The 21,396-nt window shown below is 46.3% G+C and carries 24 protein-coding genes; 6 read left to right on the forward strand and 18 right to left on the reverse strand.

From position 1 onward, the window contains the following. Positions 1-350: 350 nt before the first annotated feature. From rmuC to hemA, 5 genes are all read right to left on the reverse strand, one after another. Positions 351-1,631, reverse strand: a complete 1,281-nt coding sequence (gene rmuC / locus ACIQZ3_RS07930) for a DNA recombination protein RmuC (RefSeq protein WP_397391985.1) — start codon at positions 1,629-1,631, stop codon at positions 351-353. A gap of 28 nt (positions 1,632-1,659) precedes the next feature. Then, the gene (gene grxD / locus ACIQZ3_RS07935) at positions 1,660-1,968 is read right to left on the reverse strand and encodes a Grx4 family monothiol glutaredoxin (protein ID WP_397391987.1); all 309 of its coding nucleotides are present in this window, start codon (positions 1,966-1,968) and stop codon (positions 1,660-1,662) included. A 105-nt stretch (positions 1,969-2,073) separates the two neighbouring features. Continuing rightward, a complete protein-coding gene (gene prmC, locus ACIQZ3_RS07940) occupies positions 2,074-2,922 on the reverse strand; it encodes a peptide chain release factor N(5)-glutamine methyltransferase (RefSeq protein WP_397391989.1) in 849 nt (282 codons plus the stop codon). A 10-nt stretch (positions 2,923-2,932) separates the two neighbouring features. Continuing rightward, positions 2,933-4,012 carry a peptide chain release factor 1 gene (gene prfA, locus ACIQZ3_RS07945; protein ID WP_397391991.1) on the reverse strand — a complete coding sequence of 360 codons (1,080 nt, stop codon included), beginning with the start codon at positions 4,010-4,012 and terminating at the stop codon, positions 2,933-2,935. After that, on the reverse strand, positions 4,013-5,329 hold the full coding sequence (gene hemA, locus ACIQZ3_RS07950; RefSeq protein ID WP_397391993.1) for a glutamyl-tRNA reductase: 1,317 nt from the start codon (positions 5,327-5,329) through the stop codon (positions 4,013-4,015). A gap of 43 nt (positions 5,330-5,372) precedes the next feature. Here hemA and ACIQZ3_RS07955 point away from each other — a divergent pair, with 43 nt between their 5' ends. Continuing rightward, on the forward strand, positions 5,373-5,639 hold the full coding sequence (locus tag ACIQZ3_RS07955; RefSeq protein ID WP_397391995.1) for a hypothetical protein: 267 nt from the start codon (positions 5,373-5,375) through the stop codon (positions 5,637-5,639). On the opposite strand, the gene ACIQZ3_RS07960 is transcribed toward ACIQZ3_RS07955, so the two are convergent. The 6 genes from ACIQZ3_RS07960 to ACIQZ3_RS07985 all read right to left on the reverse strand — a co-directional run bounded on the left by ACIQZ3_RS07960 (position 5,636) and on the right by ACIQZ3_RS07985 (position 10,793). After that, the gene (locus ACIQZ3_RS07960; protein ID WP_397391997.1) at positions 5,636-5,962 is read right to left on the reverse strand and encodes a type II toxin-antitoxin system PemK/MazF family toxin; all 327 of its coding nucleotides are present in this window, start codon (positions 5,960-5,962) and stop codon (positions 5,636-5,638) included. The genes ACIQZ3_RS07955 and ACIQZ3_RS07960 overlap by 4 nt on opposite strands. Continuing rightward, entirely contained in the window at positions 5,959-6,174 is a 216-nt protein-coding gene (locus tag ACIQZ3_RS07965; protein WP_397391999.1) for an antitoxin MazE family protein, read from the reverse strand. The genes ACIQZ3_RS07960 and ACIQZ3_RS07965 overlap by 4 nt, the downstream gene beginning before the upstream one ends. A 68-nt stretch (positions 6,175-6,242) precedes the next feature. Then, on the reverse strand, positions 6,243-7,013 hold the full coding sequence (locus ACIQZ3_RS07970; protein ID WP_397392001.1) for a uracil-DNA glycosylase: 771 nt from the start codon (positions 7,011-7,013) through the stop codon (positions 6,243-6,245). Beyond that, entirely contained in the window at positions 7,013-8,797 is a 1,785-nt protein-coding gene (locus ACIQZ3_RS07975; protein ID WP_397392003.1) for a M61 family metallopeptidase, read from the reverse strand. The genes ACIQZ3_RS07970 and ACIQZ3_RS07975 overlap by 1 nt, the downstream gene beginning before the upstream one ends. Before the next feature lie 12 nt (positions 8,798-8,809). Next, a complete protein-coding gene (locus tag ACIQZ3_RS07980; protein ID WP_397392005.1) occupies positions 8,810-9,526 on the reverse strand; it encodes a DsbC family protein in 717 nt (238 codons plus the stop codon). After that, complete coding sequence (locus ACIQZ3_RS07985; RefSeq protein WP_397392009.1) at positions 9,519-10,793, reverse strand: FAD-dependent monooxygenase; 1,275 nt, start codon at positions 10,791-10,793, stop codon at positions 9,519-9,521. Before ACIQZ3_RS07985 ends, ACIQZ3_RS07980 begins: the two co-directional genes overlap by 8 nt. A gap of 39 nt (positions 10,794-10,832) precedes the next feature. Between ACIQZ3_RS07985 and ychF the strand changes: the two genes are divergently transcribed. Then, a complete protein-coding gene (gene ychF, locus ACIQZ3_RS07990) occupies positions 10,833-11,927 on the forward strand; it encodes a redox-regulated ATPase YchF (protein WP_397392011.1) in 1,095 nt (364 codons plus the stop codon). Positions 11,928-11,992: 65 nt separating this feature from the next. Here ychF and ACIQZ3_RS07995 read toward each other — a convergent pair whose 3' ends face one another. Further along, positions 11,993-12,343 (reverse strand): hypothetical protein, encoded by a 351-nt coding sequence (locus ACIQZ3_RS07995; RefSeq protein ID WP_397392013.1) that lies wholly within the window; start codon positions 12,341-12,343, stop codon positions 11,993-11,995. A gap of 116 nt (positions 12,344-12,459) precedes the next feature. Between ACIQZ3_RS07995 and ACIQZ3_RS08000 the strand changes: the two genes are divergently transcribed. Next, the gene (locus tag ACIQZ3_RS08000) at positions 12,460-13,014 is read left to right on the forward strand and encodes a hypothetical protein (protein ID WP_397392015.1); all 555 of its coding nucleotides are present in this window, start codon (positions 12,460-12,462) and stop codon (positions 13,012-13,014) included. Here the strand turns inward: ACIQZ3_RS08000 and trpC are convergent. Genes trpC through rpe form a run of 5 tightly spaced genes read right to left on the reverse strand, consistent with a single transcriptional unit; the run spans position 13,011 to position 17,653 of the window. Then, a complete protein-coding gene (gene trpC, locus ACIQZ3_RS08005; RefSeq protein WP_397392017.1) occupies positions 13,011-13,814 on the reverse strand; it encodes an indole-3-glycerol phosphate synthase TrpC in 804 nt (267 codons plus the stop codon). The genes ACIQZ3_RS08000 and trpC overlap by 4 nt on opposite strands. A gap of 11 nt (positions 13,815-13,825) precedes the next feature. Then, positions 13,826-14,848: an anthranilate phosphoribosyltransferase gene (gene trpD, locus ACIQZ3_RS08010; RefSeq protein WP_397392019.1), complete on the reverse strand. Its 1,023-nt coding sequence runs from the start codon at positions 14,846-14,848 to the stop codon at positions 13,826-13,828. A 24-nt stretch (positions 14,849-14,872) separates the two neighbouring features. Then, the gene (locus ACIQZ3_RS08015) at positions 14,873-15,439 is read right to left on the reverse strand and encodes an anthranilate synthase component II (RefSeq protein WP_397392021.1); all 567 of its coding nucleotides are present in this window, start codon (positions 15,437-15,439) and stop codon (positions 14,873-14,875) included. Beyond that, complete coding sequence (gene trpE / locus ACIQZ3_RS08020; RefSeq protein ID WP_397392023.1) at positions 15,423-16,928, reverse strand: anthranilate synthase component I; 1,506 nt, start codon at positions 16,926-16,928, stop codon at positions 15,423-15,425. Before trpE ends, ACIQZ3_RS08015 begins: the two co-directional genes overlap by 17 nt. Beyond that, the gene (gene rpe / locus ACIQZ3_RS08025; RefSeq protein ID WP_397392025.1) at positions 16,928-17,653 is read right to left on the reverse strand and encodes a ribulose-phosphate 3-epimerase; all 726 of its coding nucleotides are present in this window, start codon (positions 17,651-17,653) and stop codon (positions 16,928-16,930) included. The genes trpE and rpe overlap by 1 nt, the downstream gene beginning before the upstream one ends. Before the next feature lie 49 nt (positions 17,654-17,702). Between rpe and apaG the strand changes: the two genes are divergently transcribed. From apaG to ACIQZ3_RS08040, 3 genes are all read left to right on the forward strand, one after another. After that, entirely contained in the window at positions 17,703-18,077 is a 375-nt protein-coding gene (gene apaG, locus ACIQZ3_RS08030; RefSeq protein ID WP_397392027.1) for a Co2+/Mg2+ efflux protein ApaG, read from the forward strand. Between the two features lie 127 nt (positions 18,078-18,204). Next, positions 18,205-19,359 carry a murein transglycosylase A gene (locus ACIQZ3_RS08035; protein WP_397392029.1) on the forward strand — a complete coding sequence of 385 codons (1,155 nt, stop codon included), beginning with the start codon at positions 18,205-18,207 and terminating at the stop codon, positions 19,357-19,359. A 25-nt stretch (positions 19,360-19,384) separates the two neighbouring features. Next, positions 19,385-20,161: an enoyl-CoA hydratase gene (locus ACIQZ3_RS08040; protein WP_397392031.1), complete on the forward strand. Its 777-nt coding sequence runs from the start codon at positions 19,385-19,387 to the stop codon at positions 20,159-20,161. Between the two features lie 22 nt (positions 20,162-20,183). Here ACIQZ3_RS08040 and ACIQZ3_RS08045 read toward each other — a convergent pair whose 3' ends face one another. Continuing rightward, on the reverse strand, positions 20,184-21,377 hold the full coding sequence (locus ACIQZ3_RS08045; protein ID WP_397392033.1) for a M20 aminoacylase family protein: 1,194 nt from the start codon (positions 21,375-21,377) through the stop codon (positions 20,184-20,186). Positions 21,378-21,396 lie beyond the last annotated feature (19 nt).

A 21,396-nucleotide genomic window follows, 5' to 3' on the forward strand; every position in this document is an offset into this window, starting at 1 on the left:
CGGCTTCCTTCAATATCCCGACAATCTGGGTTTCTGTAAATCGTAACTTTTTCATAGTGATTCTCCTGTTGTAAATACTGCCATAAACAACAGAAAACGCTACTTTTTAGATGTACGAATCCAGGGGATACTACAGATCGGCCTTACAACCATACCAACTCCAAAGGTGGCTAAGCTTGCTAAAAGGCCGGTGCTGGGATCGCTTGAGGGAAAAAAAAGAGGGGCAAAAACTACCGCAAGAGTAGCAAAAGCGAGAAAGTCGTACCACTCTAGAAAGGTTCCAAAGCAGGCTGCAATAGCCACCTTTCTATAGGAATGCGATGAGGTTTGAATTGCTGATGCTTTAGCAGTCAATTTTTACCAGAGTCTGCTGATGATTCAATCAGGGGTGCAGATAAGTTTTTGCTGGGCTTAACACCTAGTTCGCGTACTTTCTCAGCAGTGCGAATGAGATTGCCCTTGCCAGATTTGAGTTTGCTAAAGGCATCGTGATAACTAGTTTGTGCTTGGTCCAAGCGTTGACCTAATTTTTCTAGATCATCAACAAAACCAACAAACTTATCGTAGAGTATTCCACACTGCTTAGCAATTTCTAGTGCATTGCGATTTTGTGAATCCTGACGCCACAAATGAGCAACAGTTCTTAAGGTTGCCATCAAGGTGCTTGGACACACTAGCACAATATTTTTGGCTAAGGCCTCTTGATAGAGATTTGGTGCAGTCTTGAGTGCCAATAAGAAGGCGGGTTCAATAGGAACAAACATTAATACAAAGTCTACTGAGCCAATGCCATACAAGGAGCTGTAGTTTTTACTGGATAGTCCTTGAATATGTTGCCTTAGCGACTGAATATGGGCGGCTAACTCTTGCTCTGAGACTGTCGGATCAGTTGCTTCTGCATGACGTGAATATGCCGTGATGGAAACCTTGCTATCGACCACCAAACTTCTGCCTTCCGGCAATTTAACAACTACGTCAGGCTGGAGACGTGAGCCATCAGTCTGGGTATGGCTGTCTTGAACAAGATATTCTTCACCCTTGCGCAAACCTGAAGACTCAAGAATGGACTCGAGAACCAACTCACCCCAATTACCCTGTACCTTGGAATCACCTTTGAGCGCTTGAGTTAGCGAGCGCGTCTCATCCGACATACGTAAATTTAGATTAGCTAGACGCTCGATCTCGCTCTTGAGAGCAAAACGTTCACGTGCTTCATTGCCGTAGGAAGTATTTACTTGCTCTTTAAATTCTGAAAGCTTGGTTTGCAGTGGCTTGAGTAATGCATCTAGATTGGCAACATTCTGCTCAGTGAAGCGCTTCGATTTATCTTCCAGAATTTCATTGGCCAAATTTTTGAACTGATTGGTCAGCGCTTCTTTGGCTTCATTGAGGGACTCAATTCTTCCTAAGCCCTGCTTACGCTCAGAATCTAGCTCCGCCTCTAAACGAATCGCATTTTGTAAGGCTTGGTCTCTTTCAGTACGTAAGCTGATAGTGAGAGTAGCTTCAGCCTGTGCTTGTTGTTCGCTACGCCGAAGGGCGGATCTCAGATTGAGCGCATAAACTAAAAGGCCTGCACATAAGCCGAATGGCAGGCCAAAAAGGAGAAGAGCGCTTAAATCAAAAGTCACAAATGCAGTCTATATAAGCTATTGAATCTTAGCCTTGAACTAACTTTTGCAATTCACCGCTTTGAAACATCTCAGTCATGATGTCAGAGCCGCCAATGAATTCACCATTGATGTAGAGCTGCGGAATAGTTGGCCAGTTAGCGAATTCTTTAATGCCCTGACGAATTTCTGCATCCTCTAATACATTCACTGTATGTAGCTTTTCTACGCCACAAGTACGCAGAATATTGACTGCATTTCCAGAAAATCCGCATTGTGGAAATTGCGCATTGCCCTTCATGAACAATACAACGGGATGGCTGTTAACGATTTCTTGAATTCTGGCTTGGGTATTCATCTTTTTCTTCCTGAATTAGTGCTGTAAGGCGATCTTGAATTGCAATTAACAATGAGGGTAATTTTAAGGCTATCTGCAGAAAAGGGTTAATTCCCTTTGTGGCTTTTAGAGCCTTTTTCGTCCAGAAGCTGCACGGCAGTGGCCCGCCAAATCAAGATGAGCCTGCACATCAATTAGGCCTACCCCTTTCATGAGCTCCACCACGGCTTCAGATTGATCAAAGCCATGCTCAACGGCAATCAAGCCACCAGCTTTCAGGTATTGATCTGCCCCGGCAATAATGAGCTCTAGACAGCTCAGCCCGCTAGCGTAATCCGTCAGGGCAGATTCAGGCTCAAACCGAAGATCCCCTTGGGTGAGATGGGGGTCTTGGTTGGCGATATAGGGCGGATTGCTGACAATTACATCAAATTGGTTTAGTTGGGCTACTGCCTCGTACCAATTGCCTTGTGAGAACTGGACGCGATCCGTCAGATTCAGAAATTGGGCATTGTGCTTGGCGATTGCTAGAGCCTCAGCCGATCGATCTGTTGCAAGCAGTGACGCCAGAGGTGCAGTACTAGCGATCGAAAGGGCGATAGCGCCAGAGCCAGTACCTAGATCTAACACTTTGGTGGGCTTATTGAGTTTGGCGATTTCACTAAGAGCAATCTCTACGAGAAGCTCAGTTTCTGGGCGAGGAATCAGCACCCCAGGCCCTACCTGTAACTCAATATTATGAAAACCCTTCTTGCCCAAGATATAGGCGATGGGCTCACCATGCAATCTTCTGGAGACTAGACTTTCCCATTCCTCAAAAGCTTGCTCATTCAGACTCATATCGTCATGAGATAGCAGAGCAGAGCGAGGGAGTTGGTAGTGCTTCTCTAGTAAATGAGCTAGTAGTATGCGAGCCTCATTGGCTGGCAATGTGCAGTTGCTAATTAATTCGCGTAAAGACTGGCTGATACTCATCCTGCTTGTATTAACTATCGCCAAGTGCCGCTAGAAGCTCTGCCTGATGTTCTGATGCTAAGGCATTGCACAAATCATCTAAATCACCATCCATCATGGCATCAATCTTATAGAGCGTGAGATTAATGCGGTGATCGGTAATGCGACCCTGCGGAAAGTTGTAAGTACGAATACGGTCGCTACGATCACCAGAGCCGATTAAAGACTTTCGAGTTTGCGCCTCAAGTTGATGCTTTTCACGTTCTCGTGCATCCATGATGCGAGATACCAGTACTTTCATGGCTTGCTCGCGATTACGGTGTTGGCTACGGTCATCCTGACACTCAACTACTGTGCCCGTGGGTAAGTGCGTAATGCGAACTGCAGAATCTGTTTTATTAATATGCTGACCGCCAGCACCAGAGGCGCGGAAAGTATCAATTCTTAATTCTGCAGGATTAATTTTCACTGCTTCTAGCTCATCAGCCTCGGGCATCACTGCTACCGTGCAGGCTGAAGTATGAATTCGACCCTGAGTCTCTGTTTGGGGTACACGCTGTACGCGGTGACCACCAGATTCAAATTTGAGCCGTGAGTAGACTGACTGACCAACTAGGCGCAGAACAACTTCTTTATAGCCACCAAGATCGGATTCAGCAGCATTCACCACTTCCACCTTCCAGCCTTGACGCTCAGCAAAGCGCGTATACATCCTCAGTAAGTCACCAGCAAATAGTGCGCTCTCATCACCACCTGTACCTGCACGAATTTCTAAGAAGACATTGCGTTCATCGTTGACATCTTTGGGTAGCAAGAGTTTTTGTAGGACACCCTCAAGCTCCTCCATGGTAGTTTGTGCTTGTTTTTGTTCTTCGTCAGCAAAGTCCTTCATTTCGGGATCTTTGCGCATCTCTTCAGCGGCTTGAGCATCTGCCTCAGCTTGTTTGTATAAGCCAAATTGCTCAACTACCATCGCAATATCAGAATGCTCGCGTGTGAGCTTCCGATAGTTGTCCATGTCTTTGGTGGACTCTTCGGTGGTTAATAGGGAATTGAGTTCGGCTAAGCGCGTGTCTAGGTGGTCTAGCTTAGCCCGCATGCTGGGCTTCATCTAATGGTCTTCTGGCTTGGAATGCGAGGCGAATAATTTGGGAAGCAACTTAATCAAGGCGTCACGCTCGGCGCCATTGGAGTGTTGTAAAGCATGCAATGAGCCATGCAAGAACTTATTGGTTAGGCCTTGAGCCATCGCATTGAGAACTTCTTGGGGATCCTCACCACGCATTAATCGTTTCATGGCCCGATCGAGTTCAAGTTGCCTGAGGTGTTCACCTTGTTGTTGGATATCCTGAATCAATGGCACAGTCTTGCGACCTTGCATCCAGTGCATAAAGTTACCAACCCGATCTTCAATAATCGCTTCAGCTTGACTCACGGCAGCTTGGCGCAAGGAAGCGCCGGTTTGAATCATCACGCCTAAATCATCGACTGTATAAAGATAAATGTCATTTAACCGAGCAATCTCAGGTTCAAAGTCACGAGGTACTGCCAAGTCGATCATCACCATCGGTTTATGGCGACGTTGCTTCAGAGCGCTCTCAACCATGCCTAGGCCGATGATCGGCAATGAGGATGCGGTGCTTGAAACAATGATGTCGAATTCATGCAATCGTGAGGGGAGCTCTGAGAGCTTGAATGATTCCGCTTCAACATCTTGAATCGAAATCGAGTCTGCTAATTCTTGGCCGCGCTCAATGGTGCGATTGGCGATTGCAACTGCTTTGGGTTTGCGTGCAACGAAATGGGTGGCACATAAAGTGATCATGTCACCGGCACCGATAAACAGAATGCGTTGATCAGCAATGCTTTCAAAAATACGTTCGGATAAACGAACCGAAGCGGCTGCCATCGAAATTGAGTGAGCACCAATTTCTGTAGAGCCACGAACTTCTTTTGCGACGGCAAAGGTTTTCTGAAAGAGTTGATTGAGATAAGTGCCAAGTACGCCCGCATCATTTGCAGTGCGCACAGCATCTTTCATCTGACCCAAGATTTGGGTTTCACCAATCACCATGGAATCTAATCCACAGGCCACCCTAAAAGCGTGACGTACCGCATCCGATTGCGGTAGTGAATAAATGTGCGGCTCCAAACTGCTTGGGGCAAGTTGTTGAGTTTTTGCCAGCCAATCAAAAGTGGCTTCATGCAAAAGACTGGCTGCATCTGCATCATTAGCGGCGCAATAGACTTCGGTGCGATTGCATGTGGATAAGATGGTGGCTTCTGGCAGCCCGGCCTGATTCGCGCCAACCAGATGTTGGCGAAGATCGTGCAACGCTTCTTGAAGAAATTCAGGGTCAAAGGCGACCTTTTCCCGAATGGCGACCGGCGCTGTGTGATGATTGATGCCGAGTGTCAACAACTTCATAATGGTGATTATAGATTTGATGTCGGCAACAATGGGGGTAGCAATGGGGTTTTTAGCTTTTCTGGTAATCGGTGGCTTAACGGGCGTATTTACCTTGGTTTTTTACCCCGGGCAGCGTAAAGCCAAGCCCAAAATCAAGAGATTCCTCATGGCCGCCTTAATAGGCTTCATATCTGCCTTAGCGAGCTCCTATGTAGGGCAATTTACAGGCTTCTTTCAGTCAGGTCAGATGCTGGAGTGGCTAAGCGCCATAGGGGCTTCTTGCCTTATAGGCTGTCTCTACGCAATCTTTTCTAGCAAGCCAATTTAGGCCAAACCTAGCCAAAGCGCCAGCGCTCTATTGACCCGAACCATCATGACGTCATTGAGCTCACCAATCACGGATCCAATTTTTTCACTTCGAATTGACATGATCTTATCGATTTGAACTTGGGATGGTCGGGTTAGGCCATTGGCTTCATTGGGCTCAATATCAAGTCGGAATATTGGAGCTTGCACAATTTCACTTGAAATCAGGGCAACCGTTACCGTTGCATGAATATCACTGAATACGTCTGATTGAAGGACTAGGGCTGGCCTCGGCTTTCCAAAGTCACCTTGTATGGCAACTGTCACTACATTGCCACGCTTCATGCTTCATCCAAGTCAGCTAATGCGTCATCAAGGAAGAACATTAATTCTTTGTCTGCTCGATCGGATGTGGCTACTAATGCTGATTGGCGACGGCACTCTTCAAGAAAGCCTGGAGCCTGCGTGTTGGGAACCCATATTTGAATAGGTCGCAATCCAGCACCCCTTAAGGCATGCCTGTGTTTTTGGACTCTAAGTGCACTATTTGAGGACATTTTCAGGTTTTTTGTTTACGTTACATGTAACATATTAACTTATTTATTTGTTACATGTAACGTAAAGATTAATGCCCTATAAAAAATAAGTCCAATCCAATTGAATTGTTTCTATCTACCCAGATAATTGGCTCTACACCCTGCTTGATGAGCCACTCATTGGCTTTAGTGAAGTGCCTGCAACTTGCCATCCCGCCTGGCTCCAGAAAGGGCTGGTCTGTTTTGTAGACCCCAAGCCCAGAGGGGTGGGAGGATTGTAGAATTAACTGATCTTGGGCCGTCTCAATCAAGGGCAACTTTGATTGGGCGTGACCACCCCACAGCATCCAAACTAGGTAAGACTTTTGCTTTGCCAGGGCACTGATCAGTCTATCAACGAGGGATTTCCAGCCCAAGTTGGCATGACTACCCGCTTCGCCTAATTTGACGCTTAAGGCAGTATTGATGAGCAGTACGCCTTGTTCAGCCCAGGTATGAAGATCACCGTTAGGAAGGGCGCCAAACCCCTCTAGTGCTAGTGCTTTACTGATATTGCGTAAGGAGCTGGGAAATTGCCTGGAATTGGTTGGAATATCACTCGGGATGGAAAAGGCTAAGCCTTGAGCCAGCCCAGGAGAGTGATACGGATCCTGCCCTAAGATAACGACCTTGACCTGAGTAAGCGGAGTTAGGGTGAGCGCTTTAAAGAAGTTCTGGGGCTCAGGACACATCTTCTTTGCATCCTTAGTTAAGTCAGCCCTGATATTGGTCTGCAGCATTTGCCACTCAGGTGATTCAAAATAATCTCCGAGTAGGGCGCGCCAATCTTCTGGAATATCAGCCGCAGAAAATGAATGCATCACTCAGCTGGAGTGAGCGTGTACTGCTTTGGAATTTGATCATCCTCAAGGACAGTCATGCACTCATGCTCTAGATCATCTCGGTAAAAACAAATCTGAATTACTTGTCCCGATATCAAGCTAGATAAGACCTTATCCCATCGAGCAGGAGTAATTCGTTCACCATTAATACTGGCCAAAATATCTCCAGTAGCTAGGCCTGCTAATTGCGCTGCTCCACCGTCAAGCACATGCGTTACCTTTAGCCAGCCATTCGCATCGCTAGTACGCAATCCTAATTGCAATTTAATTTGCTCAAGCTTCGAGTGAGTTTTTTGTTTAACTGAAATGATCTTCGAATTAATCCACTTCTGAATGGGGATATCTTCAACACCAAAAATATAGCGAGACTTAAATTCATTCCAAGTTTTATTAAATCCTGTACCCAGAAGTGTTTGCATTAATTCATCAAGACCATCTTCAGCAATCCCATCAAGCGTGACTCCATGTGTTTGCCAGATGAGGCGCATCAAATCATCTAAGGATTGACGGTTTCCTGTGAATGCGCGAATCTTGAGATCTAAACCTAGGGCAAGCAATGCCCCCTTGCCGTAATAACTCACGACTGCATTTGGAGTATTTTCATCTGCTTGATAGTACTTAGTCCAGGCATCAAAAGAGCTATCAGCCAGGCTTTGCTTGAATCTACCTGGCCCACGCAAAATACCATTCCAATTATTGGCGACTAGCTTGAGATAGGTTTTGAGATCAATGCGTTTACTACGGAATAATTGCAGATCATCGTAGTAACTTGTAAAGCCTTCAAATAGCCACAGTAAGCGGGTATGGTTTCTGCGATCGAGTTGATAAGGTTGAAATGCTTTGGGTTGAATCCGTTTGACTAACCAAGCATGAAAATACTCATGACTACAAAGACCCAAAAACTCACGATAGGATGTTTCATCCGAGGGAGTATTGACTTGGGGAATCTGATCGCGACGGCATAGCAGGGCAGTGCTATTGCGATGCTCAAGGCCACCATAGCCAGAAAGAACGGCATTGACCAAAAATAAATAATTTTGGAATGGGGCTTTCTTGGTTATTGGCTCAAAGTGATTGATGGTGCAAACGCAGATAGCTTGAAGATCAGTTGCTAAACGCTCTAGATCAATTTCATGAATGCAGCCCTGAATCGCCATGCTATGTGACACGTCATTGGATTTCCAATGGGCAATTTGAAACTCTCCCATCGCAATGGGATGATCCAGCAGATCATCATAATTTTTTGCCAGATAAAAGCCGTAACCTTGACTGCCTACTTTGGCTGGCTGCAAGCCTGTCTGAACAGTCCAGGAATTCGCGCAAGTATCTTTGGGTGGAATTAATATTAATGCGCAGGGTAAAGACTCTTGACCTTTGACTGCTAAACATAAGCTGCTTGGATTGATAAACGCACGTTCAGTATCAAGATAGGCAGCGCGTACCGAAGAATCAAATGCATATACCGTTGTCAGAATCTCTACTGCGCCAGCCACCTTGGGTAAGCGCCACTGATCGTTGTCAATTCGCTCAAGCTCGAGTGCTTCATTCGGGTTATCAACTGCAAAAGCTTCAATTGTTTCGATTTGCTTGCTGAAGTCACGAATCAAATAGCTGCCTGGAATCCACGCGGGCATTTGCAAAATCTGTCCATTCGGCAATGGGTTCTCAATACGCAACTTCACATAAAAGCGGTGACCATGTAGATCTGCCGCCCAGATGGTGTATTGGATTGCAGGCAGATCAGAAGTATTTAATTCATTCATAAGCTTGACCTATTACTTCAGACTGTTAAATTTCTTTTCAATATCAGTGATTTGAACGGCGCCCGGAAAGCGGCTGCCATCAGCAAAGAAAATAGTGGGGGTGCCAGTAATGCCATAGGTCTTGGCGAAGGCCATATTCTTGTCTAAGGGGGTAGTGCAGTCACTTTTCCCACTCGGCGCAATGCCATTGATCATCCAATCAATGTAGGCCTTCTGTGGATCGGCAGAGCACCAGATTTGTTTAGACTTCTGCGCAGAGTCTGGCGACAAAATCGGAATGAGGTAGGTGTAGATAGTGACGTTGTCTAGCTGTTGGAGTGATTTCTCAAGGCGCTTGCAGTAACCGCAGTTGGGGTCAGAGAAAATAGCCAGCTGCCGACTGCCATTGCCGCGTACTGCTTTTAAAGCATTTGATGGATTCAGTTCGGCCCATTTAATGCGATTCAGGTCTGCCTGTTTTTGTTCGGTAATATTTTTTCCTGTGGCGATTTCAATGATTTCACCCTGAATTAAATATTTACTGTTCGCATCGGTATAAAACACATCATTCCCGACCAACACCTCGTATATGCCAGGGATAGGTGATGAGGAAACACTTTTAATTTTGGTGTTAGCGCCAATTTTCTTTTGTAGCTCAGATCTAACTTGCTGCTCTGATTGCGCATTCACCGATACCGCTAAAAAAATGAGAGAGAAGGCTAAGGCGATAGTAGAAATTAATTTATTCAAAATCAGCATCTCCAAGGGCGCGCTCAATGAGGCGCCGTTTAATAAAGTGACTACGATTGACGAGGCCTAAGCCCCAATTGCGCAATTGTTTCTCTGTACCACTGCTGGCTGAGAATAACTTCTTGAGTTTGTCGGTTACCCAGAGCAGAGCACCAGTATCGCCTTGACGTTGACGTTCGTAACGGCGCAGCAATACTTTGTCGTTCGGCAGGCGGAAAGACTCTCGCTTACTCAAAATGTTTAATAGTGTTGCTACATCTCTTAGCCCCAAGTTCAAGCCTTGCCCAGCCAAAGGATGCATGACATGGGCAGCGTCTCCAATCAGCACAACTTTGGGGTTCTCATCGGGCCCGATAAAACGACTCGCACGAATTCTTCTGAGAGGAAAGGCAGCTGGTGTTGAATTGAGTGTGAGTAATCCAAGTTGCTTCACTATTTCCCCGTTGGCAATTGAGGAAAACTTTTCAGTCCATACTACTTGATCTAGTTTTAAAAGTTCAGCAGCATTTTCTGGTGAAGTTGACCATACCATCGAGACTTGTTTGTTTGGTAATGGCAGCATTGCCACGATATCGCCGCCTGGCAAAAACCATTGATAGGCGGTTTCTAAATGTGCGTTACTGCAAATCCAATTCGCTACGACAGCACTTTGCGAATAACTTTCTTCTTTTGTGGAAATTCCTAGTTCAGTACGTATCGGTGAATTAGCTCCGTCAGCGGCAATGACGAGTTGGGTGCGCAAGGCAGATCCATTTCTCAGTTGCAGCGTTGCTCTATCTGAATCTACTTGAATGTTTTCTACCGCGTCATTGATGCGCTCTAATTTATTTTGAAAGCGTGAGGCTTGGTCTAGGGTGTGTTCGATTACGTTCGATTCGCCAATCCAGGCCAACTGAGGTGTCCCGGCTTCAAAAGCAGACAAATGTAGCTGGTCATGTTTTTCTCCACGATCGCCAAAAATCCGCATATCTCGAACGGGCTGCATGCGGCTGTGATCAACGGCATCCCAAATCTGAAGATGGGCTAATAGTTTTTGGGTGCCGGGAGAAAAGGCGTATATGCGTTGCCCCCATTGATCTCCCTGAGGAGCGGGAACGGCTTGCCCTAAGTCAGGGGCAATTTGAATGGTGTTTAGACCTAGCTGAGCTAGGCCTAAGGCGCAAGCCTTACCTGCTATGCCCGCACCAACTACAACGACATCGACTGTACGAATTTGGGAAGTATTTTTAGGCAAATTAGCTGGGATAGTTGGGCGAACTTCTGACATATCTCGATGATATCGAAACTAGCCCTTTACAATACTGCTATGTCTTTAAAATGTGGCATCGTCGGCCTGCCTAACGTCGGCAAATCTACCCTCTTTAATGCGCTTACCAAAGCTGGAATCGCGGCAGAAAACTATCCCTTCTGCACGATCGAGCCTAACGTGGGTGTAGTCGAGGTTCCTGACCCCCGTCTTGCCGCTTTGGCTGAGATCGTAAAGCCTGAGCGCATCCTGCCTGCAGCTGTCGAGTTTGTCGATATTGCGGGTTTGGTGGCTGGAGCCTCTAAAGGTGAAGGTCTCGGGAATCAATTTTTAGCGAATATTCGCGAAACTGACGCTATCACCCATGTGGTGCGCTGTTTTGAGGATGCTAACGTAATCCACGTAGCGGGTAAGATCGATCCTATCTCCGATATCGCGGTGATTGATACCGAGCTGGCCTTATCCGACTTAACCACTGTAGAAAAAACTCTGCAGCGTTCCAGTAAGGCTGCAAAGTCTGGAAACGACAAAGAGGCAGCTGCTCTCGTAGCTGTACTAACTAAGGTGCAAGCTCATTTGGATCAAGCTCAGCCAGTTCGTAGCTTGAAACTGACTGAGGAAGAAAATCTGCTCTTGAAGCCACTGTGCTTGATTACAGCAAAACCGGCGATGTATATTGCCAACGTTAAAGAAGATGGCTTTGCCAACAATCCGCATCTAGAGGCAGTGATTCAGCACGCAGCTAAAGAGGGAGCACCAGTTGTTGCCGTTTGTGCAGCAATCGAGGCAGAAATCGCTGATTTAGATGATGCTGACAAGGTTGAGTTCTTGGCAGATCTCGGCATGGAAGAGTCTGGATTAGACCGCGTGATTCGTGCGGGCTATAAGTTATTGGGCTTGCAGACCTACTTTACGGCTGGCGTTAAAGAGGTTCGTGCCTGGACAATTCATCAGGGCGATACCGCTCCTCAAGCTGCGGGCGTTATTCATACTGATTTTGAGCGTGGCTTTATTCGTGCCCAAACCATTGCATTTGAAGACTTCATTCAATTCAAGGGTGAGTCTGGCGCCAAAGAGGCTGGGAAAATGCGCGCTGAAGGTAAAGAGTATGTTGTTAAAGATGGTGACGTCTTGAATTTCCTCTTTAACGTCTAAAGCAGTACTGTTAAATAAAAAAGCCCTTACTAGTTAAGGGCTTTTTTTGCTTCTTTGGGATTGAATCAGCTTGCTTTGACAGCCTTTTCTAGGCACTTAGAAATTTCTTCGTAGCGCTTGATGGCAATCTTGCTGGGAACCACTTCTTTTTTACGCCCATCTTCATTCGCTGCCATCTTGATATAGCCCATAGCGCTCAGATTCTTGAGTCGCCCATGAAGGGTTGCCTGGGAGCCAAGCTCTGATAAGGAGATAAGGTCTCCCACCAAATTGAACTGTTTAGCATGAAAGCTTAAAATAATTTTATCCAGAAGACTTTCTTCAATAAAGTCGAGCTTTTTCCCAGGGTTGATGCGGTCTAGAACATCAATCAGGTTTAAAAAACGAATATAGCAAGAGGATTTAGTGGTCGACATGAGTGCTTAAGGTTTTAAATGGCTATTAACCTAAGGGTTAACGAGAGGAGTATATACCTGCATAAATTTGATTACTAGCATGACATAGTATTAAGTTAATAACCACGTTGGCGATCATGAAAAACACACTCTCAGTACAGATTTTAGGCTTTTTAATTAGTGCGGTAACGTACTCAATTTTGTTCTACATCAATGCATGGTTGATGACTAATTTGGCATATGGATTGGGAGTTAATTGGGTCTATCTTCCCGCTGGCCTCAGATTATTTCTGACCCTGATATTTGGTTTGCCCGGAGCTCTTGGTATTGCGCTCAGCTCCTTCTGTATTAGCTATCTAGGTGACTTTCCTCAAGACTTCACTACCTGCATTGGCGTTGGCTTGATTTCAGGGCTCGCACCTTACTTGGCCAGAATATTTGTTTTGAAGAATGCCAAAATTTCACCAGATCTAGGTAACCTTAGTTTGCCAAAGTTGGTGGCATGTATTTTGATTTATGCACTTTTCAGTGCCGGTCTACACCAGTGGTGGTTTGCTGTACGAGGGCTTGATGAGACCGGAAGCTTTAATCACTTCTTGGTGATGCTAATTGGTGATGTGCTTGGCACCATAGTGCTTGTTGGGCTGATTAAAGCAGGGCTCGATTTTCTGAAGCCCTCTAGGCTTGCCTAGTTAAACAGTTCGCTTAAGGCTGCACCTGGATCACTCGCGCGCATAAATGCCTCGCCCACCAAGAATGCATTGATTTGGTGATCACGCATCAACTGCACATCGGCACGACTCATGATGCCCGATTCAGTAACCAAGGTTTTTCCTGATGGCACCATTGATAGCAAAGACAGAGTTGTTTGAAGGGTAACTTCAAAAGTCTTCAGATTACGATTGTTAATTCCGAGCAGTGGAGTTTTTAATTCAAGGGCTTGCTCTAGCTCAGGAGCGTTATGAACCTCAACCAGAACATCTAAGCCCAACTCATGGGCACAGGCTTCTAACTCTTTCATTTGGTTGTGCTCTAAGCAGGCCACAATAAGCAAAATCGCATCAGCACCAATCGCTCGTGCTTCATAGACTTGGTAAGGGTCAATTGTAAAGTCTTTGCGCAATACGGGAATGCTACACGCAGCTCTGGCAGCTTGAAGGTAAGCATTCGCTCCCTGGAAATAATCTTTATCCGTAAGAATCGATAAGCAGGCTGCGCCATTTTTTTCATAAGACTGAGCAATCTCGGCTGGCTGAAAGTTTTCTCGCAAGATTCCTTTGCTGGGACTCGCTTTTTTAATTTCAGTAATCACACCAGCTTTACCTGCCGTAATCTTATTTTCGATAGATTGAATAAAGCCCCGGGGCTTTAGAAGCGGATCGCGATTATTTTCTTCGGCCTGATCGCGTTGATTGGCTAAAGAGATTTTTTTTGAATCAGCGGCAACCTCAATTTTTTTGGTGGCAACAATTTTGTCGAGGATATCGCTCATGAAGATCTTAATTAGTTTTGGGTTGCTGCTACAAATTGGTCCAGCTTTTGACGGGCAGCACCAGAAGCAATAGCTGCTTGAGCCATCTGAATACCGCTGGCAATACTTGGTGCCACATCAGCTACGTACAGCACTGCTCCGGCATTGAGGCAAACAATGTCACTTGCTGGGCCAGATTTTTTATTGAGTACATCCAACACAATCGCTTTGGATTCTTCGGCGTCAGCGACCTTAAAGCTATTGGTCAGGGCTGTGCATAAACCAAAGTCTTTCGGATGAATTTCGTACTCACGAACTTGACCATCTTTCAGTTCGCCAACCAGAGTAGGGCCTTCAAGGGAGATTTCATCTAGACCATCGCGGCCATAAACTACCAATGCATGATCCATACCCATAGCTTGTAGTACGCGCGCCTGAATGCCTACCAAGTCAGCATGAAACACGCCCATGAGGATGCGCTTAGCATCCGCTGGGTTTGTAAGGGGGCCAAGGATATTAAAAATCGTACGCACACCCAAATCTTTGCGAATCGGGACAACATTTCTCATTGCAGGGTGATGATTCGGAGCAAACATAAAGCCAGCCCCAACCTCTGAAATACATTTGGCGACTTGCTCTGGTGAGAGCGACAGCTTGACGCCTAGAGACTCTAGAATATCTGCGCTTCCAGATTTGCTGCTGACGCTGCGATTGCCGTGTTTAGCAATTTTTGCACCGGCTGCTGCAGCTACAAACATCGCAGCGGTAGAAATATTGAAGGTATGGGCACCATCGCCACCAGTACCCACTACATCCACTAAATTTTTTCTATCCTCTATATGTACTGGCGTCGCAAATTCACGCATTACTTGGGCGGCTGCGGTAATCTCGCCAACAGTCTCTTTTTTCGTCCGCAGGGCAACTAGTAGACCAGCCACTAAAGTGGGTGGCATCTCACCGCTCATGATCAGACGCATCATTGCCGTCATCTCATCATGAAAAAGTTCACGATGTTCAATACAACGTTGTAGTGCTTGCTGAGGCGTAATAGGCATAGGGATCGAGAGAATGCTTTTGAGTTATTTGGCTTGCAAGAAATTCTTCAGCAGCGCATGGCCATGCTCAGAAAGAATCGATTCTGGATGAAATTGGACACCTTCCACCGCAAGCTCCTTATGACGCACACCCATGATTTCACCATCAGATGAGGTGGCTGTGACTTCAAGAACTGCTGGCAATGAACTCTTCTCAATCGCAAGAGAGTGATAGCGAGTTACTTTAAATGGGTTTGGCAAATCTTTGAAAAGGCCAGCACCAGTATGGTGAATCTCATCCGTTTTGCCATGCATGACTTTCTGGGCACGAATAATCTTGCCGCCGAATGCCTCACCAATTGCTTGATGTCCAAGACAGACTCCAAGAATAGGAATCTGTCCGGCATAGCGTTGAATCGTGGCTACAGAAATCCCTGCTTCTGCTGGGCTACATGGTCCAGGCGAAATACAAATGCGCGTAGGATTGATTTTAGCGATCTCTTCAACCGAAATTTCATCATTACGTAAAACTTTTACCTCTTCACCAAGCTCTGCAAAATATTGAACGAGGTTATAGGTAAATGAATCGTAGTTATCAATCATGAGGAGCATCGAGCCCTCCTTGTACTAAATTAGCCGCCATTAATACTGCTCGGGCTTTGGCTTCGGTTTCTTTCCACTCGGCGGTGGGGTCGGAGTCTGCAACTACACCAGCTCCAGCTTGGGAGTGCATTACACCATCACGGATCACACCAGTGCGAATGGCGATCGCTACATCCATATCGCCAGAGAAGGAGAGGTAGCCTACCGCACCACCATAGACGCCACGTTTCACAATTTCCATCTCATCAATAATTTCCATCGCCCGAATTTTGGGGGCGCCCGATAAAGTGCCGGCTGGGAAGGTTGCGCGCAGAACATCCATATTGCTCATATTGTCTAGTAATTCACCCTCAACAGAGCTAACAATGTGTTGCACATGAGAATACTTTTCGATCGACATCGAATCAGTCACCTTGACGGTACCTGTTTTTGCAATACGACCCACATCGTTGCGCGCTAAGTCAATCAACATGACGTGCTCAGCAATTTCTTTTGGGTCGGCAAGCAATTCCGTGGCAAGACGCTCATCTTCTTCAGGTGTGGCACCACGAGGACGTGTGCCAGCTAGCGGACGAATCGTCACAATCTTTTGGCTCTCACATTGTTCTTGGCGCACCAAGATCTCAGGTGATGAGCCCACTACTTGCAAGTCACCAAAGTCATAGAAGTACATGTAAGGCGATGGATTCAAAGAGCGCAATGCACGGTAGAGCGCGAGAGGTGAATCTGTGAATGGTTTGCTGATGCGTTGACCGATTACGACCTGCATACAGTCGCCGGCCAAAATATATTCTTTAGTTTTCAAAACAGCATTTTCAAAATCAGCTGCTTTGAACTTGCGTACTAATTCTGTTTTGGTGCTTGGCAATGACGCTGGCATGCTTACTGGTTTGCTTAGGCAAGCAAGTAATTCTTTTAATCGAGCTTGGCCTTTTTCAAAACTATCGGTAACACTTGGATCTACATAGACAATTAAATAAATACGACCTGCAACGTTATCAACCACTGCCAACTCTTCGGTGAGCATCAATTGAATATCGGGCACACCTAATTCATCTGGCAGATGATGTTTCGCTAAACGCGATTCGATGTAACGAACCGTGTCATATCCAAAGTAGCCAGCAAGTCCACCACAGAAACGTGGGAGACCAGGTTGTACAGCTACTTTGAAGCGTTTGAAATAGGCATCCACAAAATCCAATGGGTTGTCATGATTGGTTTCAATCACTTTGTCATTGAAGAGTACTTCAGTCAGCGGCGCATCTGGAGTGCCAACTGTCCTTAAAACAGTTTTAGCAGGCAGACCAATAAAAGAGAAGCGACCAAAGCGCTCGCCACCTAGGACAGACTCCAGTAAATAAGTATTTTTTTGTCCAAAAGCTTGTGTGAGTTTGACGTACAGCGAGAGAGGCGTCTCTAAGTCAGCCAATACTTCTTTTACTAACGGAATGCGATTGAAACCCTGTTTTGCTAGGGCAAGAAATTCTTCGTGCTGCATTACGCTTTTCCTGACGTCGCTAGTTCTGCACGCATCGCTTTAATCACATCGGCATAATTTTCTTTGCCAAAGATTGCGGAGCCTGCAACAAATGTATCCGCACCAGCTTTAGCTACCTCTGCAATATTGTCGACTTTAATTCCACCATCTACTTCAAGTCGAATATGGCGACCTGTTTCTTGTTGATGGCGATCCAAGCGTGCACGTACCTGTGCAATTTTATTGAGAGTGCTTGGAATAAATGATTGACCACCAAAACCTGGGTTCACTGACATCAATAAAATCAGATCAAGCAATTCAATCGTGTGATCGAGGTGATCAAGCGGAGTGGCTGGATTTAAGACTAAGCCAGCTTGACAACCTTGATCGCGAATCAAATTAATTGTGCGGTTCACATGAGGGCTTGCCTCTGGATGAAAGCTAATCATGTTTGCACCAGCTTTTGCAAAGTCTGGAACGAGGCGGTCTACCGGCTCAACCATTAAATGCACATCAATCATCGCTGGCTTGCCATCTTTTGTTGCATGTGGGCGTATCGCTTCGCAAACTAAAGGCCCAATAGTCAGGTTGGGAACGTAATGGTTGTCCATCACATCAAAGTGAATCCAGTCTGCGCCCGCTAGAAGAACATCTTGAACTTCTTTGCCTAGGCAAGCAAAGTCAGCCGACAAAATGGAGGGGGCAATGACAAACTGGCTGTTTGTGGGTGATTTCTGGCTATCCATCCCTAGATTCTAGCTTGCAGTTGGCCTTAGGATGGAGCAGAATTCGAGCATGAATCCTCATGAAATCAGCATTACGGTCAAAACCCAGTATTTGCCCGACCAGTCTGACCCCGATAACCGCCAATTTGCGTTTGCTTATACCGTCACCATCCGAAATACGGGTACGGCTAGCATTCAGCTCATTGCTCGCCACTGGTTCATCACTGATGGGGATAATGATGTCCAGGAGGTTGGTGGTTTGGGGGTTGTAGGGCAACAACCGCTTCTACGGGCGGGGGAGCAGTTTGAGTACACCAGCTGGGCTACTTTGCCGACGCCAGTAGGAACTATGCGCGGTGAGTACTTCTGCGTGACTGAAGAGGCTCAGTTTTTCCAAGCCCCAATCCCAGAATTTGCTTTAGTAATGCCAAGAACCTTACATTGAGCCCTCAAGCAAACCCTATTTTTTGCCCTTACCGGTCCAAAGGACAATAAATAGCAGAAGGGCTAAAGCCAAGCCACCCTCTAATACAAACAGGATCATTGGGTATTCATCGAGTAAATTGGCAATCATGATTTCTATATCCAAATTAATAAGTCGCAAGAATTCTTCCCGAATCCTTCTCTGCAGTGTATTCGTAATCAGCATTGCCGGCTTACTGGCCGCTTGCTCTACGCCTTCTACTCGTGGAACTAGTTACCGGTCTAGCGGTAGCGCCCCATCTTCCTATCTTTCCTCGATTGCTAGCTTTAGATCAGTTTCATGGCAGGAGTTGCCCGGTTGGCAAGAGGATGATTTAACGCAGGCTTGGCTAGCTTGGCTCAAAAGTTGTGATGCTCTGCGCAAACGCAATAGTGAAATTAATTGGCGCCAGGTATGTACACAAGCCAGTAACGTTTCGAGCCGAGATGGACGTGCTATTCGCCAATATTTTGAGGGCAATTTTCAGGCATATGAGGTGCGTAACAGCGCTACAGGCAATGAATCTGGTCTCATCACTGGCTATTACGAGCCGGTGATGAATGGTTCCCAAACCCGCACGGTTACTTACTCTGTTCCTTTATATGGCTTGCCAACTGCCTGGAAGACCTCTAAGCCAAACCCTGCACCAACACGCGCAGAGTTAATGAGTTCTGGAGTGCTACGTGGTTCTGAGATTGCTTGGGTACAAGATCCTGTGGCTGCCGCTTTTATGCAAATTCAAGGCTCTGGAAAAATTCGTTTGGAAGATGGGCGAGTATTGCGACTAGGCTATGCCGGCACCAATGATCAGCTATTTAAGTCATTTGCACAGTGGTTGCTAGACCGGAAAGAAATCACCCGCAGCGAAGCCACGATGCAAGGCATCTCGGCATGGGCCAAGCGCAATCCAAGCCGTGTAGAGGAGATGTTAAATGCCAATCCTCGCTTCGTATTCTTCAAAGAGCTTCCTGGGAATGTCAGTGCAGATCTTGGCCCTAATGGTGCTTTGGGGGTACCTTTAACTGCTGAGCGCAGCATTGCCGTTGACTTGAAAGCCATGCCTTTAGGTGCACCAGTATTTTTGAATACAACCAAGCCCTTAAGCAGTCAGGCATTGCAGAAGCTGGTGATGGCTCAGGATACGGGTAAAGCCATTGTGGGCGGGGTGCGAGCTGATTACTATTGGGGATCAGGAGATTCTGCAGGTGAATTAGCCGGACGCATGAAACAAGATGGCAAGATGTGGTTATTGTTGCCGCGCTGAACCAATCTATTTTTGAAAGAGATCGATGACTTACAACACTATATTGACTGAAGTGGATGGCAAAGTTGCCGTCATTACCCTCAATCGTCCTCAAGTATTAAATGCCCTAAATGATGAGTTAATGGATGAGTTAGGTGCAGCGCTATTGAGTTTTGATGCTGACGACAATATTGGTTGCATCATTGTTACTGGCAGTGAAAAAGCATTTGCTGCTGGTGCAGACATTGCAACGATGACGAAGTACGGATTTGCTGATATTTATCGTGGCGACTTTATCTCTCGTAATTGGGAAGAGATTAGAAAAGTACGTAAACCAGTAATTGCAGCTGTGTCTGGATATGCTCTTGGTGGCGGATGTGAATTGGCGATGATGTGCGACACCATCATGGCAGCTGACAGTGCGAAGTTTGCACAACCAGAAGTGAAGTTGGGAATTATCCCTGGTGCTGGTGGTACGCAGCGTTTACCGCGTGCAGTTTCCAAAGCAAAAGCAATGGACCTGGCTTTGACTGGCCGCATGATGGATGCTGCTGAAGCCGAGCGCTCAGGTCTTGTTGCTCGTATTTTCCCCCAGGCGGATTTGCTAAAAGAAGTTAAAGCAATTGCTAAGACGATTGCGGATATGCCGTTGCTCACAGCGATGATGGTGAAAGAGGCGATCAATGCCGCTTATGAAACTACGCTCTCAGAAGGTATTCATTTTGAGCGACGTTTGTTCCATTCTTGCTTTGCGACCAATGATCAAAAAGAGGGCATGGCGGCTTTTATGGAAAAGCGTCCAGCTAAATTTACCAACTCATAAACACTTCAATACTCAGCATGAATTATTTTTCTAAGTAGCGTTGAGCTAGCTTGACCCAGTAGCTCACGCCAACAGGGATTAATGCGTCATTGAAGTCATAAGAAGGATTATGGAGTTGACATGGACCCATGCCATGTCCAACTGCGCGGTGATCGCCATCACCGTTGCCTAGAAACACATAGCAACCAGGTTTCTCCAGCAGCATGAATGCAAAGTCTTCTGCGCCCATCGTGGGATCGATTGAGGTATTGACGTTTTGCGCCCCAACCAATTCACTCGTTACCTCGCTGGCGAAATCCACTTCTTTGTCATGATTAATCAGCGGGGGATAGTTGCGAGCAAAACTGACTTCTGCCTGACAGTCAAATGCACTGGATACGTTGTGAGAGATTTCTTTCAAACGTTGTTCAATTAAATCTAAAACTTCGATAGTGAATGTGCGCACGGTGCCGCCGATAAACGCGCTATCCGGAATGACATTACTCGTCTCGCCCGCATGAAACTGCGTGACTGATAACACTGCCGCATCCACTGGACGTTTGTTTCGGGTAATGATGCTTTGCAGTGCTTGGACAACTTGAGCTCCTGCTAGAACGGGGTCAGCACTGTTGTGTGGCAAAGCGGCATGTCCACCTTTACCGCGGATAGTGATTTCGAAAGTATTACTTGAGGCCATCATCGGGCCAGAGGTCACGCCAAAATGACCTTCTGCAAGTCCTGGCCAGTTGTGCAAACCAAAAACAGCATCGCAAGGAAATTGTTTGAACAATCCATCGTTAATCATTTCTTGCGCGCCAGCACCGCCTTCTTCAGCTGGCTGAAAAATAAAAATGACTGAGCCTTTGAAATCGCGATGATTTGATAAATATTGGGCGGCACCTAAGAGCATTGCAGTATGACCATCATGGCCACAGGCATGCATCTTGCCGGGATTCTTTGAGGTGTGTTCAAAGGTATTGTGTTCTTGTAGTGGTAGCGCATCCATATCGGCACGCAAGCCAATCATCTTGCCTTGACCTAAGTCGCCATCGAGTTTGCCGACGACCCCAGTTTTTCCAAGGCCACGATATACCGTAATTCCCCAGCTTGAAAGCGCTTCTGCTACTAGGTCGGAAGTGCGATTTTCTTCAAAGCGTAATTCTGGATGCGCATGAATATTGCGTCGAATCTCTTGAATGGCTGATGCGGAGTCGATGATTTCTGGAAGTAATCGCATAGCTGCATCTTATCTGAAT

The organism is Polynucleobacter sp., assembly GCF_044342855.1.
Classification (GTDB): Bacteria; Pseudomonadota; Gammaproteobacteria; order Burkholderiales; family Burkholderiaceae; genus Polynucleobacter.

Excerpts from the sequence above, each read along its gene's own strand:
- grxD (WP_397391987.1), bottom strand. The coding sequence starts at position 1,968 with ATGAATACCCAAGCCAGAATTCAAGAAATCGTTAACAGCCATCCCGTT.
- prmC (WP_397391989.1), bottom strand. The coding sequence starts at position 2,922 with ATGAGTATCAGCCAGTCTTTACGCGAATTAATTAGCAACTGCACATTG.
- prfA (WP_397391991.1), bottom strand. The coding sequence starts at position 4,012 with ATGAAGCCCAGCATGCGGGCTAAGCTAGACCACCTAGACACGCGCTTA.
- hemA (WP_397391993.1), bottom strand. The coding sequence starts at position 5,329 with ATGAAGTTGTTGACACTCGGCATCAATCATCACACAGCGCCGGTCGCC.
- ACIQZ3_RS07955 (WP_397391995.1), top strand. The coding sequence starts at position 5,373 with ATGGGGTTTTTAGCTTTTCTGGTAATCGGTGGCTTAACGGGCGTATTT.
- ACIQZ3_RS07960 (WP_397391997.1), bottom strand. The coding sequence starts at position 5,962 with ATGAAGCGTGGCAATGTAGTGACAGTTGCCATACAAGGTGACTTTGGA.
- ACIQZ3_RS07965 (WP_397391999.1), bottom strand. The coding sequence starts at position 6,174 with ATGTCCTCAAATAGTGCACTTAGAGTCCAAAAACACAGGCATGCCTTA.
- ACIQZ3_RS07970 (WP_397392001.1), bottom strand. The coding sequence starts at position 7,013 with ATGCATTCATTTTCTGCGGCTGATATTCCAGAAGATTGGCGCGCCCTA.
- ACIQZ3_RS07975 (WP_397392003.1), bottom strand. The coding sequence starts at position 8,797 with ATGAATGAATTAAATACTTCTGATCTGCCTGCAATCCAATACACCATC.
- ACIQZ3_RS07985 (WP_397392009.1), bottom strand. The coding sequence starts at position 10,793 with ATGTCAGAAGTTCGCCCAACTATCCCAGCTAATTTGCCTAAAAATACT.
- ychF (WP_397392011.1), top strand. The coding sequence starts at position 10,833 with ATGTCTTTAAAATGTGGCATCGTCGGCCTGCCTAACGTCGGCAAATCT.
- ACIQZ3_RS07995 (WP_397392013.1), bottom strand. The coding sequence starts at position 12,343 with ATGTCGACCACTAAATCCTCTTGCTATATTCGTTTTTTAAACCTGATT.
- ACIQZ3_RS08000 (WP_397392015.1), top strand. The coding sequence starts at position 12,460 with ATGAAAAACACACTCTCAGTACAGATTTTAGGCTTTTTAATTAGTGCG.
- trpC (WP_397392017.1), bottom strand. The coding sequence starts at position 13,814 with ATGAGCGATATCCTCGACAAAATTGTTGCCACCAAAAAAATTGAGGTT.
- trpD (WP_397392019.1), bottom strand. The coding sequence starts at position 14,848 with ATGCCTATTACGCCTCAGCAAGCACTACAACGTTGTATTGAACATCGT.
- ACIQZ3_RS08015 (WP_397392021.1), bottom strand. The coding sequence starts at position 15,439 with ATGCTCCTCATGATTGATAACTACGATTCATTTACCTATAACCTCGTT.
- trpE (WP_397392023.1), bottom strand. The coding sequence starts at position 16,928 with ATGCAGCACGAAGAATTTCTTGCCCTAGCAAAACAGGGTTTCAATCGC.
- rpe (WP_397392025.1), bottom strand. The coding sequence starts at position 17,653 with ATGGATAGCCAGAAATCACCCACAAACAGCCAGTTTGTCATTGCCCCC.
- apaG (WP_397392027.1), top strand. The coding sequence starts at position 17,703 with ATGAATCCTCATGAAATCAGCATTACGGTCAAAACCCAGTATTTGCCC.
- ACIQZ3_RS08035 (WP_397392029.1), top strand. The coding sequence starts at position 18,205 with ATGATTTCTATATCCAAATTAATAAGTCGCAAGAATTCTTCCCGAATC.
- ACIQZ3_RS08040 (WP_397392031.1), top strand. The coding sequence starts at position 19,385 with ATGACTTACAACACTATATTGACTGAAGTGGATGGCAAAGTTGCCGTC.
- ACIQZ3_RS08045 (WP_397392033.1), bottom strand. The coding sequence starts at position 21,377 with ATGCGATTACTTCCAGAAATCATCGACTCCGCATCAGCCATTCAAGAG.